This is a genomic window from Stenotrophomonas sp. KH_029 (assembly GCF_057839765.1).
Map to the genome: position 1 here is coordinate 584,181 of NZ_CM174498.1, position 14,492 is coordinate 598,672.

General features: G+C 69.7%; 13 protein-coding genes and 1 riboswitch. Of the genes, 5 read left to right on the top strand and 8 right to left on the bottom strand.

Features of this window, described 5'->3' with window-relative positions:
• Window positions 1–4 precede the first annotated feature (4 nt).
• A riboswitch (cobalamin riboswitch) is annotated at window positions 5–230 on the bottom strand.
• Between the two features lie 148 nt (window positions 231–378).
• Together AC3ITM_RS02660 and AC3ITM_RS02665 are read right to left on the bottom strand one after the other, a co-directional pair.
• Window positions 379–750 (bottom strand): TfoX/Sxy family protein, encoded by a 372-nt coding sequence (locus AC3ITM_RS02660; protein ID WP_489268217.1) that lies wholly within the window; start codon window positions 748–750, stop codon window positions 379–381.
• A complete protein-coding gene (locus tag AC3ITM_RS02665) occupies window positions 747–1,229 on the bottom strand; it encodes a GAF domain-containing protein (protein ID WP_489268218.1) in 483 nt (160 codons plus the stop codon). Before AC3ITM_RS02665 ends, AC3ITM_RS02660 begins: the two co-directional genes overlap by 4 nt.
• An 83-nt stretch (window positions 1,230–1,312) precedes the next feature.
• Between AC3ITM_RS02665 and bioD the strand changes: the two genes are divergently transcribed.
• The gene (bioD, locus tag AC3ITM_RS02670; protein WP_489270012.1) at window positions 1,313–2,050 is read left to right on the top strand and encodes a dethiobiotin synthase; all 738 of its coding nucleotides are present in this window, start codon (window positions 1,313–1,315) and stop codon (window positions 2,048–2,050) included.
• Here the strand turns inward: bioD and AC3ITM_RS02675 are convergent.
• The 4 genes from AC3ITM_RS02675 to msrB all read right to left on the bottom strand — a co-directional run bounded on the left by AC3ITM_RS02675 (window position 1,984) and on the right by msrB (window position 7,091).
• The gene (locus tag AC3ITM_RS02675; RefSeq protein ID WP_489268220.1) at window positions 1,984–3,414 is read right to left on the bottom strand and encodes an aminotransferase-like domain-containing protein; all 1,431 of its coding nucleotides are present in this window, start codon (window positions 3,412–3,414) and stop codon (window positions 1,984–1,986) included. The genes bioD and AC3ITM_RS02675 overlap by 67 nt on opposite strands.
• Before the next feature lie 604 nt (window positions 3,415–4,018).
• A complete protein-coding gene (gene msrA, locus AC3ITM_RS02680; RefSeq protein ID WP_489270013.1) occupies window positions 4,019–4,693 on the bottom strand; it encodes a peptide-methionine (S)-S-oxide reductase MsrA in 675 nt (224 codons plus the stop codon).
• 76 nt (window positions 4,694–4,769) lie between these two features.
• Window positions 4,770–6,548, bottom strand: coding sequence for a cytochrome c biogenesis protein DipZ (locus AC3ITM_RS02685; protein WP_489268222.1), 1,779 nt, complete (start codon window positions 6,546–6,548; stop codon window positions 4,770–4,772).
• 36 nt (window positions 6,549–6,584) lie between these two features.
• The gene (gene msrB / locus AC3ITM_RS02690; RefSeq protein ID WP_489268224.1) at window positions 6,585–7,091 is read right to left on the bottom strand and encodes a peptide-methionine (R)-S-oxide reductase MsrB; all 507 of its coding nucleotides are present in this window, start codon (window positions 7,089–7,091) and stop codon (window positions 6,585–6,587) included.
• A 147-nt stretch (window positions 7,092–7,238) separates the two neighbouring features.
• On the opposite strand from msrB, the gene AC3ITM_RS02695 reads away from it, so the two are divergent.
• Window positions 7,239–7,961 carry a response regulator transcription factor gene (locus AC3ITM_RS02695; RefSeq protein WP_489268226.1) on the top strand — a complete coding sequence of 241 codons (723 nt, stop codon included), beginning with the start codon at window positions 7,239–7,241 and terminating at the stop codon, window positions 7,959–7,961.
• Window positions 7,958–9,433 carry a sensor histidine kinase gene (locus AC3ITM_RS02700; RefSeq protein WP_489268227.1) on the top strand — a complete coding sequence of 492 codons (1,476 nt, stop codon included), beginning with the start codon at window positions 7,958–7,960 and terminating at the stop codon, window positions 9,431–9,433. The genes AC3ITM_RS02695 and AC3ITM_RS02700 overlap by 4 nt, the downstream gene beginning before the upstream one ends.
• Here the strand turns inward: AC3ITM_RS02700 and AC3ITM_RS02705 are convergent.
• Together AC3ITM_RS02705 and AC3ITM_RS02710 are read right to left on the bottom strand one after the other, a co-directional pair.
• Window positions 9,402–10,772 (bottom strand): ATP-binding protein, encoded by a 1,371-nt coding sequence (locus tag AC3ITM_RS02705; protein ID WP_489268229.1) that lies wholly within the window; start codon window positions 10,770–10,772, stop codon window positions 9,402–9,404. The two genes, AC3ITM_RS02700 and AC3ITM_RS02705, sit on opposite strands and share 32 nt — an antisense overlap.
• Before the next feature lie 32 nt (window positions 10,773–10,804).
• Window positions 10,805–11,494, bottom strand: a complete 690-nt coding sequence (locus AC3ITM_RS02710; protein WP_489268231.1) for a winged helix-turn-helix domain-containing protein — start codon at window positions 11,492–11,494, stop codon at window positions 10,805–10,807.
• Window positions 11,495–11,845: 351 nt separating this feature from the next.
• Between AC3ITM_RS02710 and AC3ITM_RS02715 the strand changes: the two genes are divergently transcribed.
• On the top strand, window positions 11,846–12,457 hold the full coding sequence (locus AC3ITM_RS02715; RefSeq protein ID WP_489268233.1) for a porin family protein: 612 nt from the start codon (window positions 11,846–11,848) through the stop codon (window positions 12,455–12,457).
• 89 nt (window positions 12,458–12,546) lie between these two features.
• Window positions 12,547–14,472, top strand: coding sequence for an asparagine synthase (glutamine-hydrolyzing) (asnB, locus tag AC3ITM_RS02720; RefSeq protein ID WP_489268235.1), 1,926 nt, complete (start codon window positions 12,547–12,549; stop codon window positions 14,470–14,472).
• The last annotated feature ends 20 nt before the right edge of the window (window positions 14,473–14,492 follow it).

Sequence of the window (14,492 nt, forward strand, 5' to 3'; positions counted from 1 at the left end):
ATCGCAACCAGTCGTCTTCCAGGCCGGTCTCCGGGCTTGCGGGTCGATGGCGGGGCCATCGTGCCAGGCGCCTTCCCATGCCGAAGCACAGTGGTCGATTGCCTGGTGTTTCCACGCTTACCGTTGCGGGGGCAGCGCCGGAGTGGCGGCGGGCAGGGCCCATGCGTCACCGGCTTCCCGTTTCAACCTGCCGGCATGCGCCGCAGGTCACCTGAAAGTGCGCGCAGTGTAGAGCAAAGTCGGCGCCGCATCAGCGCCGAACGCGAGGACGGGCGGCGGTGGGGCGAGCTGCTGGAACGGCAGCAGCCGTAGGTGCCGACCGTTGGCCGGTACGCCAAACCCGGGTAGGTACCGGCCGTTGGCCGGTACGCCTGCCGATCAGACGGTATCGTCGTCCAGCGCGAACGGCGCCGCATCGCCGGCATCATCATCATCGATGCGTTCGGCGGTGCGGTCGTAGACCGGGCCGGAGGCCGGCGGCGGCTTCTTCAGCGGCTTGTCGGCGATGATCGCATCGTAGGCGGCGACCAGTTCCATCCGGCGTGCTTCGGGCAGTTCCTGCCAGTGGCAGTCCAGCAGGGCGCCTTCCAGCGAGTACAGCAGGTTGAGGCTGGGCTTGAAGCCGGCGCGCTTGACCTTGACGAAGGCGCCGACCGAGCCGGCGGCAACCAGGTCTTCGGGCGTACGCAGACCGACCTGGCGCAGCCAGGCCGCGCTCTTGGGGCCAATGTTGCGCAGCTTGGCACTCATCCCAGCGCCTCGACGAACACCGCGGCGATGGCTTCCAGCCCGGCCTGGTCGTCGGCATCGAAGCGCGCCAGCAGCGGGCTGTCCAGGTCGAACACCCCGACCAGCGTATCGCCCCGCACCAGCGGTACCACCAGCTCCGAACGCGAGGCCGCATCGCAGGCGATATGGCCGGGGAAGGCATCCACATCCTCGATCCGCTGGGTCACCCGCTGGCTGGCCGCGGCACCGCAGACGCCCTTGTCCAGCGGAATGCGCACGCAGGCCGGCAGGCCCTGGAACGGGCCGACCACCAGCTCGCGGCCGTCGTGGAAGTAGAAGCCCACCCAATTCAGGTGCGGCAGCGCGTGGTAGACCAGCGCGGCCAGGTTGGCGGCATTGGCGATCCGGTCGCGCTCGCCATGCACCAGCGCACGGGCCTGGGCGGTCAGCTGGGCGTACTGTTCCGGCTTGCTGCCGGTGAGCGAGGAAGTACTGAACATGCCCGGAGTCTAGCAAGCGGCAGCCCGCGCCGGGACCACGGATAATGCACCGCTCTTTTCCGACGGCCCGGCCCATGACCGACCTGCTTCCCCCCGCGCTGTACGTCACCGGTACCGATACCGGGATCGGCAAGACCTTCAGCAGCTGCGTGCTGCTGCATGCGCTGCGCCGGCGTGGCGCTACCGCGCTGGGGATGAAGCCGGTGGCCAGCGGCTGCGTGCGCACCGCCCAGGGCCTGCGCAACGACGATGCCAGTGCGCTGCTGGCGGCCAGCTACCCGGCCCCGGTCTATGCCGATCTCAACCCCTATGCGTTGCCGCTGCCGCTGGCGCCGGAACTGGCCGCCGCCGATGCCGGGGTGAGCCTGGCGCTGGCACCGATCGAGGCGGCCTTCGCCCGCCTGCGCGCGCAGGCCGACCACGTCGTGGTGGAGGGCGTGGGCGGTTGGCTGGCGCCGCTGTCGGCCACCCTGGACCAGGCCGACCTGGTCGGCGCGCTGCGCCTGCCGGTGCTGATGGTGGTCGGGCTGCGCCTGGGCTGCCTCAACCACGCGCGCCTGACCGCTGCGGCAATCGCAGCCAGTGGCGCGCAATGCATCGGTTGGATCGCCAATGAGGTCGACCCGGCGATGGCGCGCATCGATGACAACGTGGCGATGCTGCAGGCGCGCCTGCCGATGCCGTGCTGGGGCCGCCTGCCGTACGCGCCGGGCGCCGATCCGGCCAGCCTGGCCGGGCACCTGCACGGCGTGGTTCAGGCTGGCGCGCCGTCCAGCAGTGCGCAGGCCAGTTGCCCCACCGTGGCGATCGCCGCGACGTAGGCCGCGTCCAGTTCCTGGCAGCACGACAGGCGCAGGCAGTGGCGGTAACGCGCGCCGCGCGAATAGACCTGGCCGGGCATGAACACCACCCCGCGCGCCAGCGCCTGTTCGAACAGCGCGCCGGTGTCGATGCCGGGCGGCAGTTCCACCCACAGCAGGAAGCCGCCGCTGGGTTGGGTGGCCGAGGTGCCCGGCGGGAAATGCTGGGCGACCAGGCTGCGCACGCGCCCGACCTGCTCGCTGTACAGGCGGCGCAGCCCGCGCAGGTGGTGCTCGTAGCTGCCCGCTTCCAGGAAGGCGGCCACCGCTTCGCCGAGCAGGCGCGATTCGGCCCCGGTGGACTGGAACTTGAGCAGCCCAATATCGGCGGCGAAGCGGCCGCCGTCCAGCCAGCCGATGCGGTAATCCGGTGCCAGGGTCTTGGAGAAGCTGCTGCACACCATCACCCAGCCGTCCTCGTCGAAGGATTTCAGCAGCGGCGCCAGCGGTTCCTGGTACTGCAGTTCGGCGTATACGGCATCTTCGATCAACGGGATGCGGTACTGGTTGACCAGCGCCGCCAGCCGCTGCTTGGCCGCCACCGGCATGGTGCAGCCCAGCGGGTTGTGCACGCTGGGCATGGCCACGATCGCGGCCAGGGCGCGTTGCTCCAGCTGCGCGGCCACCGCGTCCACGTCCAGTCCTTGGCGCGGGTCGGTGGGCAGTTCGATCGCCTTCAGGCCCAGGCTGGTCAGCAAGGGATAGAGGTTGAAATACGAGGGTGCTTCGATGCCGACCGCATCGCCGGGCCGGGTCACCGCGCGCAGCGCCAGCTGCAGGGCTTCCATCGCGCCATGGGTGAGCACCAGGCGTTCCACGCTGGTATGCAGGCCCAGCCGCGGGCCGCGCCGCACGATCTGTTCCAGCAGCCGCCGGGCGCCATTGGGGCGCGCATAGGTTTCGACCATGCCGATCGAGCGGCGCAGTATCTGCGCGGTGCTGCGCGCCAGTTTGGCACCGGGATAGAAGCGGCGGCCGCGCGGTCCGGCGAAGGCCAGGTCGATGACGCCCGGTTGCTGCTGTGCGGCCAGTACCCGGGCCATCATCAGCTGTTGGGCCTGGGTGGTGGCCAGCGATGGAGCCTGGCGCAGCGAGCGGGTCGGCTCGGGCAGGCGCGGGCTGACCACGAAGCCGGCCTTGGGCCGGGGGGTGACCAGGCCGGCGTCTTCCAGTTGCCGGTAGGCGGCGATCACGGTGTTGAGGCTGAGTTGCCGTTGCGTTGCCAGCCCGCGCAACGAAGGCAGGCGGGTGCCGACCGGCAGCCGGCCGCTGTGGATGGCATCGGCCATTTCATCGGCCAGGGATTGGTAGAGGTTGGCTGCCATCAGACGGTCCGAGGGAATCTGTATCCATGCGGATGGCCTGTCGCTGGCACTGTATCCGCTGGATTACGCAGCCTAGCATGGTCTGGCCAGCGCATCGGGATCGCTCGATGCGCCTTGCCGGATTTCCCTGGCGCACGGCGGTGCTGTATTTGGCCGTGCGCTATTTTCTTTCGTCGCTCAACGTCGGTGGGCATGTGCTGCTTGGGGTTACAGCGCAGGATAGTGCCGGTCGCTGGTCAGCAACCTCACGAACGTCTGAGCGCAGCGTTTCGTTTTCCGCTTGGGAGGAGGGCAGGCAGCCCGAGGCGGGACACGCCGTAAACCCATCCGTGGGGGCTTGGCGAAAACTTGCTCGCATGCGCTGTCCTGCGCATGTGGCAAGGCCGGGGTTGGGCGTCCTGCCCAACCCGTCCAGCGTATACGCCGGACCCATGTTTTCGACAGTCCCGCCTCGGGCTGCCTGCCCTCCTCCAGACAGATTCGGATGTCCGGAACGTAGAGCGGGTGCAGTAAAGCCGGTAGGTCCAATCCGTGGTTGGGCGCGCCGGGTTCGGTACCGCGATGTCCGGGCATGGTGCGGACGTACCGGCGTTGTCCTGGCCGATTATCGTGCCGACAACGTGGACACCAACCGCGGCTTGTCCCGGTACAGCGCCGGGTACTGGCGTTTGAGCGCCTCCACCTTGGGCAGGTCGTTGATGCGGATGTACAGCGATTCGGGGTGCAGGGTGAGGTAGTTCTGGTGATAGCCCTCGGCCGGGTAGAACCGCTTGCCGCCGTCGACCTGGGTCACCACCGGCGCGGCGTAGGCGCGGGCGCGCTGCAGCTGGGCGATATAGGCCTTGGTGGCATCGCGCTGGGCGGCATCATCGGTGTACACCGCCGAGCGGTACTGGGTGCCACGGTCCGGTCCCTGGCGGTTGAGCTGGGTCGGGTCGTGCACCACCGAGAAGAACACCTGCATCAGCTGCGCATAGCTGACCTGCGCCGGATCGTAGGTGACCTGCACCGCCTCGGCATGGCCGGTGCTGCCGCTGCCCACGCGCGGATAGCTGGCGTCGGCGGCGCTGCCGCCGATGTAGCCGGACACCGCGTTGTCCACTCCGGTCATGTGCTGGAACACCCCCTGCACGCCCCAGAAGCAGCCGCCGGCGAACACCACCTGGGCGCGGCGGACGCCCGGTTGCCTGAACTCGGCGCTGCCGCTGGGGGCAGGCACGGCCACCAGCGCCGAGGCGGCATGGGCCGGGCGGTCCAGGCTGATCACGGCGGTGACCATGACGGCGGCGATCAACGCGGCGATACCGCCGGCGGCAAGTTTGTCCATGGCGATCTTCATCGGTGTCCTCCCGGACTCAACCAAAGGTAAAGGCGTAGGCATGCACGCCCGGATCGAGGAACTCGATGTCGAAGGTGCGTTCGCGCACCGGCCCGGTCTGGCGGATCAGCTGGTACAGACGGTGTTCGCCGACCTGACCGCTGCCGTCGGCCGAAACGTCGCCGCCGGCTGCGGCGCCCGGTGCCTGCCCGTCGATGCGCACGCGGTAACGCACCGGCTTGCCGTCCTGGCCCGGGGCCAGCACCAGGTGCAGGTCGCGGGCATGGAAGCGGAACGCGATACCACCGCCGGGCTGGTCCAGGCGCGCGTCTTCATCGCCTACCGTCCAGCGTCCGTGCAGCGCCCACTGGTTGAGCGTCAGCACCGCCGGTGCGCGGTAGTCGCTGGCGCGGTCGGCCTGCTGGCCGCCGGGCGAGGCGAAGTTCTCGGCGCGGGCGTGGCCCAGGTAGGTCTCCGGGGATTTGAGGTTGCGCATGTCCGCCTGCAGTTCCACCCCGTCGCGCGGTGCGTCCGCGCTCATCGCCATCGCCATGGCCTGCACCGGTTCGCCGGGCAGGCGGTTGCCGGCCTCGCGCAGCAGCTGGCGGATGATCTGCTCGGACTGGACGTAATTGCCTTCGCCGAAGTGGTGCGCGCGGATCCGGCCCTTTGCATCGATGAAGTAATGCGCCGGCCAGTAGCGGTTGTTGAAGCCGCGCCAGATCGCAAAGTCGTTGTCGATCGCCACCGGGTAGGTGACCTTCAGGTCCTTCACCGCGCGCTGCACATTGCCCAGGTTGCGCTCGAAGGCAAACTCGGGGGCATGCACGCCGATCACCACCAGCCCGTGGTCGCGGTAACGCTCGGCCCACTGGCGCACATAGGGCATGGCGCGCAGGCAGTTGATGCACGAGTAGGTCCAGAAATCGACCAGCACTACCTTGCCGCGCAGTTGCTCGGCGCTCAGCGGCGGGCTGTTGAGCCAGCCGGTGGCGCCGGCCAGCGAGGGCAGGGTGCCTTCCACCGGCAACTCGCCGCCGGCCTGCCCGGCGGCGGCCATCATCATCGCGCTGCCGGGCGCCGGTGCCTGGCCGGGCACGGCATCGAGCAGGCCCTGTTCGAGCCGGGCGGTGCTGACCGACGACAGCCGGGTCAGCACGCCGGTGTCCCAGCCCATGCCGATCGCCACCACCCCCAGCAGCGCGGCCACGCCCAGCCCGCGGCGGATCCACTCGCCCACGCCCAGGCGTTGCTTGAGCGCGGCAAACACCCGTCCGCCGATCCAGATCGCCAGTGCCAGCGAGGTGGCCGCGCCCAGCGCATAGGCCAACAGCAGCCCGCTGGTACCGACGCTGGCGCCCTGCAGGGCCGCGCCGGTGAGGATCAGGCCGAGGATGGGCCCGGCGCACGGTGCCCACAGCAGGCCGGTGGCCACGCCGATCAGCAGCGACGTGCCGACCCCGCCGCGGCCGGCATCGGCCGCGGCGTCGGCCGAGGCGCTCAGGCGCGCGCCCAGCCGCTGGAACGGCGACAGCAGGCGGTCGGCCAGCGCCGGCCACAGCAGCGCCAGCGCGAATACCGCCATCACCACCAGCGCGATCCAGCGCCCGACCTGGTTGGCCTGGGCCACCCATTGGCTGCCCACCGCGGCCAGGCTGGCGACCACCGCGAACATCAGCGCCATGCCGGCCAGCAGCGGCAGGCCGCTGCGCAGGAACGGCCGGTCCGAGCGGGCGAACACGAACGGCAGCACGGGCAGGATGCACGGGCTGAGGATGGTGAGTACGCCACCGAGATAGGCCAACAGAAGCAGCATGGAAGGTCCTTGCGGGGAAGGGGAGGAGGGCGGCGCTCAGGCGGCCGCGAAGGTCATGGCTATGCCGTTCATGCAGTAACGCAGTCCGGTCGGGCGCGGGCCGTCGTCGAACACGTGGCCGAGGTGGCCGCCGCAACGACGGCAATGTGCTTCCACCCGGATCATCCCCAGCGTGGTATCGCGGTCTTCGCCGACCGCGTTGTGCAGCGGGGCCCAGAAACTGGGCCAGCCGGTGCCGCTGTCGAACTTGGTGGACGAGGAAAACAACGGCAGTGCGCAGCCGGCGCAGTTGAAGGTGCCGCGCCGATGCTCCTTGTTGAGCGCGCTGCTGAACGGCCGTTCGGTGCCCTGCCGGCGCAGCACCGCGTATTGCGCCGGGCTGAGCTGCTGGCGCCATTGCGCATCGCTGCGCATCACCTCGAACTGGCGCGTCGGCGCCGGCTGGGCGGCCGGGGCCGGGCCGCTGCACGCGGTCAGGCCGAACAGGCCGGCCGCGGCGGCCATGCCGCCCATGCCAAGCATATTGCGACGGGTGTAACGCATGGCCGATCTCCGGGTCTGAGGACGATGGCGCCATGCTGCGCCCGGGCCGATCAACGAATCCTCACGCAGGGTTAAATTTTCCGTGACACATTCCAGGCCGGATCCGTCGACAATGCAGCCATTCCCCTGGCCGGCCACCCCGCACCGATGAGCAGCGCCAAGCGTGTCCTGATCGTCGAGGACGATGTCCATATCGCCACCCTGCTGCGCATGCACCTGCGCGACGAGGGCTACGAGGTGACCCACGCCGCCACCGGCGATGAAGGCCTGGCCCTGCTCCAGGCGCAGCCGTGGAGCGCACTGGTGCTGGACCTGATGCTGCCCGGCGTAGATGGCCTGGAAATCTGCAAGCACGCCCGCGCGATGGCACGCTACACCCCGATCATCATCACCAGTGCGCGCGCCAGCGAAGTGCATCGCATCCTTGGCCTGGAACTGGGCGCCGATGACTACCTGGCCAAGCCGTTCTCGATGCTGGAACTGGTGGCGCGGGTCAAGGCGCTGCTGCGTCGGGTGGAGGCGATGGCGCAGAACGCGCGCATCGATGCCGGCGAACTGGACGTGGCCGGGATCCGCATCGACCCGGTCGCGCGCACCGTGCAGCTGGAAGGTCGTGCGCTGGAGCTGACCCCGCGCGAGTTCGACCTGCTGTACTTCTTCGCCCGCCATCCCGGCCAGGTGTACTCGCGCATGGACCTGCTCAACCAGGTCTGGGGCTACCAGCACGACGGTTACGAACACACCGTCAATACCCACATCAACCGGCTGCGCAACAAGATCGAGCGCGACCCGGCCGCGCCGCAACGCATCCAGACGGTGTGGGGGCGCGGGTACAAGCTGGTCGATGCCAACGAAGGGGCGCCGGCATGATCCGCCTGACCCTGTCGCAGCGGCTGTCGGTGGTGTTCTGCGCGCTGCTGCTGGTGTGCTGCGGCGCGCTGGTCTGGATCCAGATGCGCAGCACCAGCATGCACGAGCAGGAGACCGTGCAGCGGCTCTCGCGCGGCCTGGCCGAACACATCGCGCGCAGTGGCGAACTGATGGATGCGCGTGGCATGCGCGGCGGTGAAGTCCGCGCGTTGTTCGGCAAGCTGATGGCGGTCAACCCCAGCGTGGAGGTGTATCTGCTCGACGAGCAGGGCCGCATCCTCGGCCACGATGCGCCCAGCGGCCACCTCAAGCGCGACCGGGTAGACCTGGCACCGGTACGCGCGCTGCTCGGCGGCGCGCCGTTGCCGATCCTCGGCGATGACCCGCGCAGCGCCAGCGGGCGCAAGGTGTTCAACGCGGCCCCGCTGTGGGTGCAGGGCCGCCAGGCCGGCTATATCTACGTGGTGCTGGTGGGCGAGCAGCGCGAGGCGCTGGCGGCCAGCATCGCCGGCAATGCCACGCTGCGCACCACCCTGTGGTCGCTGGCGATCGTGGCGGTGGTGGGCCTGCTGGCCGGCATGGTCGCGTTCCGCTGGGTGACCCGCCCGCTGCGCCAGCTGACCCGGCGCATCCAGGCCTTCGACGTGGACGCCGCCGGTGCCGGCACGCCGTTGCCACCGACCCCGCTGCGCGCCGGCGAGCGCGACGAGCTGGCCATCCTGCAGCACAGTTTCGGCCATATGGCCCAGCGCCTGGGCGAGCAGTGGCAGCAGTTGCGCCAGCAGGACCTGCAGCGGCGCGAACTGGTCGCCAACATCTCCCACGACCTGCGCACGCCGCTGTCCTCGCTGCACGGTTACCTGGAAACGCTGGCCCTGAAGGACGCCACGCTCGGTGCCGACGAACGTCAACGCTACCTCGGCATTGCCCTGGCGCAGAGCCAGAAGGTCGGTGCGCTGGCCCGCGCGCTGTTCGAACTGGCCCGGCTGGAGCATGGCGCGGTGGTGCTGGACCGGCAGGCGTTCTCGCTGCCGGACCTGGTGCAGGACGTGTTCCAGAAATTCGAACTGGCCGCGCAGGCGCGCCGGCAGGCCCTGCAGGCCGATATCGCCCCGGGCCTGCCGGCGGTGGTGGCCGACCTGGGCCTGATCGAGCGGGTGCTGACCAACCTGCTCGACAACGCGATCCGGCATACCCCCGAAGGCGGCCGCATCGAGGTGGTGCTGCGTGCGCAGGACGGCGAGGTGCAGGTCAGCATCGCCGACAGCGGGCCGGGCATTCCGGCCGAGCGCCGCGACACCCTGTTCACCGCCCCGCCGGCACTGGGCAGCCAGCGCCCGGACAGCGGCGGGCTGGGCCTGTTGATCGTGCACCGCATCGTGCAGCTGCATCAGCGCCAGATCCGCCTGCTCGACAGCCGCGCAGGCGCCCTGTTCGTGTTCACCCTGCCGGCGGCGGCGCCCCCGCGCTGACCGATCCCGGCGACGCTGCCGGCGGCAGCAGGATGCGGAAACGCGCTCCGCCCAGCGCCGAGTCGACCACGTCGGCGTGGCCGCCGTGCTTCTCGGCGATCACCTGCACGATCGCCAGCCCCAGGCCGAAGCCATCGTCATGCGGCTGCAGCTGCACATAGGGCTGGAAAACCCGCTCGCGCAGCGCGGCATCCACGCCGGGGCCGTCGTCGTCCACCGCCAGCACCAGCCACTGTCCGCTGCGCTCGGCACTGAGCTGCACCTGGCTGCGCGCATGGCGCAGGGCATTGCCCAGCAGGTTGCGCAGCGCCAGCTGCAGCGCCGCGCGGTTGGCATGCAGTACGCCGACCTCGGTACCGTGCAGGGTGATGTCGACCGCAGCCGGCACGCAGGCCGCATGGCGCAGCTGCTGGAACAGCGCGCGTACGCCGATGCGTTCGCCGTCCAGGCGCTGCATGCGCCCGATCCGCGAATAGTCGATGCCGGCCTCGGCCAACTGTTCCAGCCGCAGCACATCGCCGAGGATGCCGTCCAGCAGCTGCTCGCGCTCGTGCTCGCTGCCGGCCTCGCGCAGCATCTCCACGCCAAAGCGCATCCGTGCCAGCGGGGTGCGGATCTCATGGGCGACCGCATCGGACAGGATGCGCTGGCCCTCCAGCAGCACCTGCAGGCGCGCCGACAGCGTGCGCAGGGCCTCCTGCAACGGGCGCACCAGGCGCGTGCGCACCGACGGGATGCCGGCGTGCGCCGGCCCTTCGCGCAGGGTCCGGGCCACCCCGCGCAGCGCATAGACATCGGCCCAGACGCGGTAGACCAGGAAGTACAGCGGCAAGGCGAGTGCCAGCATGATGTTGAGCAGCAGTACGATCAGATGGGCGATCTGTTCGGCGGTCTGTTGCCAGGATTTGTCCGGATCGGGGTAGTCCAGGAAGTCGCCCAACACCGCCACCTGGTCGCTGCCGCGCAGGCGCTCATAACTCTTGGTGTCCTCGCCGGAAACCACCTGCCTGCCCGCGTGCAGCGCCCTGGCCTTGGCGGGGCTGAGATCGGCAGCGGCGTCGGCCAGTGGCTGCAGCCGCAGCGGGTAGGCGAACTTGCGCTGTAGTTGCGCGGTCAGCGCCGGCCATTGGGCCGGTTCGGTGGCAGCGTAGCGGTCCTGCAGCAGGGCATGGGTGCCTTGGGCCTGTGCGCGCCAATGTACGCTGTCCTCTTCGCCTTCTTCCCAGAACGTCACCCCCGACCACAGCCATATCCCGGCGACCAGCAGGATCAGATAGACCAGCACGAACGGCAGGCAGTAGCTGAGGAAGACACGGAAATGGCCGGGCTGGGGTGGCATGGATGGCTCGGCACCGGATGGTGGCATGCGGTTCATTCCCAGGCGCCCCGGTTGAACAGATAGCCACGGCCGCGCACGGTCTTGATCCCTTGCGCCGGCTCCTGGTCGTCGCCCAGCTTGCGGCGCAGCCGCGACACCCGCGCATCGATGGATCGGTCGGTGCCATCGAAGCTGATCCCGCGCAGCGACTGGAACAGGTCCTCGCGGCTGAAAATGCGCCCCGCCCCTTCGGCCAGCACCACCAGCAGGTCGAACTCGGCATCGGTCAGGTCTACCCGTGCCTCGTGCAGGTGCACCTCGCGGCTGCCGCGGTCGATCCGCAGCCGGCCAAAACACAGCGCATCGGGTTCCTGCCGCGCCGGCGACTGGCGGCGCAGGTGCGCACGCAGCCGTGCCAGCAGTACGCGCGGCTCGATCGGCTTGCCGATGTAGTCGTCCGCGCCCAGCTCCAGCCCCAGCACCTGGTCGATATCGTCGTTGCGGGCGGTCAGCATGCAGATCACGCCGGCGTAGCGCGGGCGCAGCGTGCGGCAGATGTCGAAACCGTCGCGGCCGGGCAGGGTGGCATCGAGCAGCACGGCGGCCGGCGCGTGCGCCAATACGGTGGCCTCGGCCTGTGCCCCGTCCGCTTCAAGCAGCACGCGGTAACCGTGCCGTTCCAGGTATTGCGTTATCAACGCGCCCAGGCGCGGATCGTCCTCGACCACCACGATATCGACCATCTGCATGCTCCTGTCGCTTCCAGGCAGGAAGACGAATCGGGCCGATCTTGCTGCCGGCGCTGCGCGCCGGGCAACCACCCGGCCGACCGCGCGGTTCAGCTGCCGCGCAGAGGTGGATGCGGCGGCATCTGTGCCCGCCGCTGCCGATCTGCCGGGGGGGAAGGCATGTCGCAATCGGTCCAGTGGAGGTGGCAGGGGTCGGTTCGCAGGCACGGAGGGGTGTCGTATATGGCGCGTGGTTACACACGGTTACCCAATGCTGCGGCTTGGTTGCACACCGCCGACGATTTTGCGGCTGAGTGCCGGGCGTGGCGCTGCGAGCATGGATGCACCCCAACCAAGGAATGCAACATGTCCATTCAACGCAACGTTGTCATCGCGGTATGCCTGTCCCTGTTCGCCGCCAGTGCTCCGGCCATGGCCGATGGCCGTGAAGGCACCTACGTATTTGCCGGCGTGGGCTCGGCCAGCACCGAGTGGAAGAGCAAGGCCGAGACGCCGCCGGCCGGGCGCAAGCGCAGCAGCACCAGCAGCAACACCGGTTACCAGCTGGGCGCCGGCTACCGTTTCAACAACTATTTCGGAGTGGAAAGCACCTATGCCGACATGGCCGGACAGGTGCGGCGCGACGGCATCGGTGGCGTGGACGGCAAATCGTTGGCGGTAGGGGCGGTGGGCTACCTGCCGATCGGCAGCCGCTTTGAGTTGTTTGGCAAGGCCGGCGTGGGCAGGACCCGCTACGACTTCCAGCCCGCGGCCGAGCGCACCGGCCCGCGCACGGTGCGCGGCACCAGTTCCTCGCCAATGCTGGCGCTGGGCGCGAACTACCACCTCAACCGTGCGCTGTCGGTACGCATGGAATGGTCCACGTTGGGCATCTCGAGCAAGGAGTTCCGCGATGCCATCGGTGCCCAGACGCTGGCCACCGGGCAATGGACGGCCGGCCTGAACTACCGGTTCTGATCGACGGAAGGCACTGCCGACCGATGTCACCGAAGGAGAGGTCAAATGAAATACCAGCCCCGCCCGTGTGCTTGTGACAGGAGGCTGTCATGAGCGGGATATGTGGCGTTGTAGATCGCACCGACAGTGGCTCGGCGCTGCAGGCCCAGGCCATCCAGAGCATGATCCAGCGCCTGCATCGCAGCGCATGCGGCGGCCAGCACCGCTGGCTGGACCCGGCCAGCGGCGTGGCGCTGGCCCACTGCGGCACGCTGCGCACCAGCGACGCCCAACCGGTGGCATCGCCGTGCGGCCGTTTCGTGCTGGCGCTCGATGGCAGCGTGTGCAATCGCAGCGAACTGCGGCGGGCGTTGCGGCTGGATCCGGAGCATCCGGCCTGCGATGCGCAGCTGATCCTGCAGGCCATCGTCCGCTGGGGGCTGCGGCGCAGCCTGTCGCGCTGCCGGGGTGCGTTCGCGCTGGTGCTGTGGGATGCGCAGGAAGGGCACCTGTGGCTGGTACGCGACCGCGCCGGGCAGCGACCGTTGTACTACGGCTGGAACGCGGGCATGTTCCTGTTCGGTTCCGAGCTCAAGGCGATGTTCGGCCACCCGCGTTTCCATGCCGGGGTCGACCGCGATGCGCTGACCCTGTTGTTGCGCTACGGCTATATTCCGGCGCCGCACAGCATCCTGCAGGGGGTGTTCAAGCTGGCGCCGGGCCACGCGGTGAAGCTCGATGCCGCCGCGCTGGCCGCCGGTGCGGCGGCGCACCGCCCCGAAGATGCGGTGTGCCGCTACTGGTGCCCGCGCGCGGAGATCGAAACGGCCAAGGCCGAGGTGGAGGCAACGGCCTGCGACCTGGCTACCGCGACCGGGCAGCTGGATGTGCTGTTGCGCGGCGCCGTCGCCAGCGCCGGGCCACAACGCGGCCGCGTTGCCACGTTCCTGTCCGGCGGTACCGATTCGTCGGTGGTAGCGGCATTGGCGCAGTCGCAGAGCGCGTTGCCGATCGATACCTTCACCCTGGGGTTCGCCGATCCTGGCCATGACGAACGCCATTGGGCGGCGCAGGTGGCGCGCCAGCTGGGCACCCGGCATACCGAACATGTGATGCAGGGCGAGGAGGCGTTGGCGCAGGTGCAACGCCTGCCCGAAGTATGGTGCGAGCCCTTCGCCGACGCCTCGCAGCTGCCGACGCTGCTGGCCAGCAGCCTGGTGGCCCGGCACGTGCCGGTGGTGCTGACCGGCGACGGCGGCGACGAGCTGTTCCATGGCCACGCCAGCTATGCGCGGGCGGTACGCAATGCGCGCTGGGCGCGGCAGGTGCCCGCGCCGCTGCGCCGGCGGCTGGGCGCCTGGCAGGCGCGCGACCCCGAACGGGCGCGATTGGGTGGGCTGGCCGCGGTTGCTGCCGAGGCGGCGGCACAGCAGGTGGAAGGGCATTACCTGCTGCGCGTGTCACGGTGGCGCGATCCGGCCCGGGTGGTACGCGGCGCTACCGAACCGGCGACCTGTTTCACCGACCCGGCGCAATGGCTGCGCACCGGCAGCGATGCCGACCGGGTGCGCTACCTCGACTTCCGGATGGACCTGGGCGATGGGGTGTTGGCCAAGGTCGACCGCGCCGGCCGTGCGTTCGGGCTGGACACCCGGGCCCCGCTGCTGAACCTAGAGGTGATCCGGTTCGCCTGGTCGCTGCCGGATGAGTTGAAGTACGCCGGGGGCATGCACAAGCGCGTGCTCAAGGCGGTGCTGCGCCGGCACTTGCCCGATGCGCTGGTGGATCGCCCCAAGCGCGGTTTCGGCCCACCGCTGGCGAGCTGGCTGGCCGGTCCGCTGCGGCCCTGGGCCGAGGAACTGCTGGATCCGGTGCGGTTGCAGCGCGAAGGCTGTTTCCAGGTGCGCATCGTGCGCGGCATGTGGCAGGACTTCTGCGCCGGCCAGCGCAAATGGCACACCCACCTATGGCCGATCCTGATGTTCCAGGCCTGGTACGCGCGCTACCAGGCCGAGCTGGCGTCGCCACCGGGCTGAAGGGCCGCGTTCGGGCACCA

What these genes read in the sequence shown, in the direction of transcription:
- AC3ITM_RS02660 (WP_489268217.1), bottom strand. Translation starts at nt 750, where the DNA reads ATGAGTGCCAAGCTGCGCAACATTGGCCCCAAGAGCGCGGCCTGGCTG.
- AC3ITM_RS02665 (WP_489268218.1), bottom strand. Translation starts at nt 1,229, where the DNA reads ATGTTCAGTACTTCCTCGCTCACCGGCAGCAAGCCGGAACAGTACGCC.
- AC3ITM_RS02675 (WP_489268220.1), bottom strand. Translation starts at nt 3,414, where the DNA reads ATGGCAGCCAACCTCTACCAATCCCTGGCCGATGAAATGGCCGATGCC.
- msrA (WP_489270013.1), bottom strand. Translation starts at nt 4,693, where the DNA reads ATGGTCACCGCCGTGATCAGCCTGGACCGCCCGGCCCATGCCGCCTCG.
- AC3ITM_RS02685 (WP_489268222.1), bottom strand. Translation starts at nt 6,548, where the DNA reads ATGCTGCTTCTGTTGGCCTATCTCGGTGGCGTACTCACCATCCTCAGC.
- msrB (WP_489268224.1), bottom strand. Translation starts at nt 7,091, where the DNA reads ATGCGTTACACCCGTCGCAATATGCTTGGCATGGGCGGCATGGCCGCC.
- AC3ITM_RS02695 (WP_489268226.1), top strand. Translation starts at nt 7,239, where the DNA reads ATGAGCAGCGCCAAGCGTGTCCTGATCGTCGAGGACGATGTCCATATC.
- AC3ITM_RS02700 (WP_489268227.1), top strand. Translation starts at nt 7,958, where the DNA reads ATGATCCGCCTGACCCTGTCGCAGCGGCTGTCGGTGGTGTTCTGCGCG.
- AC3ITM_RS02705 (WP_489268229.1), bottom strand. Translation starts at nt 10,772, where the DNA reads ATGCCACCCCAGCCCGGCCATTTCCGTGTCTTCCTCAGCTACTGCCTG.
- AC3ITM_RS02710 (WP_489268231.1), bottom strand. Translation starts at nt 11,494, where the DNA reads ATGGTCGATATCGTGGTGGTCGAGGACGATCCGCGCCTGGGCGCGTTG.
- AC3ITM_RS02715 (WP_489268233.1), top strand. Translation starts at nt 11,846, where the DNA reads ATGTCCATTCAACGCAACGTTGTCATCGCGGTATGCCTGTCCCTGTTC.
- asnB (WP_489268235.1), top strand. Translation starts at nt 12,547, where the DNA reads ATGAGCGGGATATGTGGCGTTGTAGATCGCACCGACAGTGGCTCGGCG.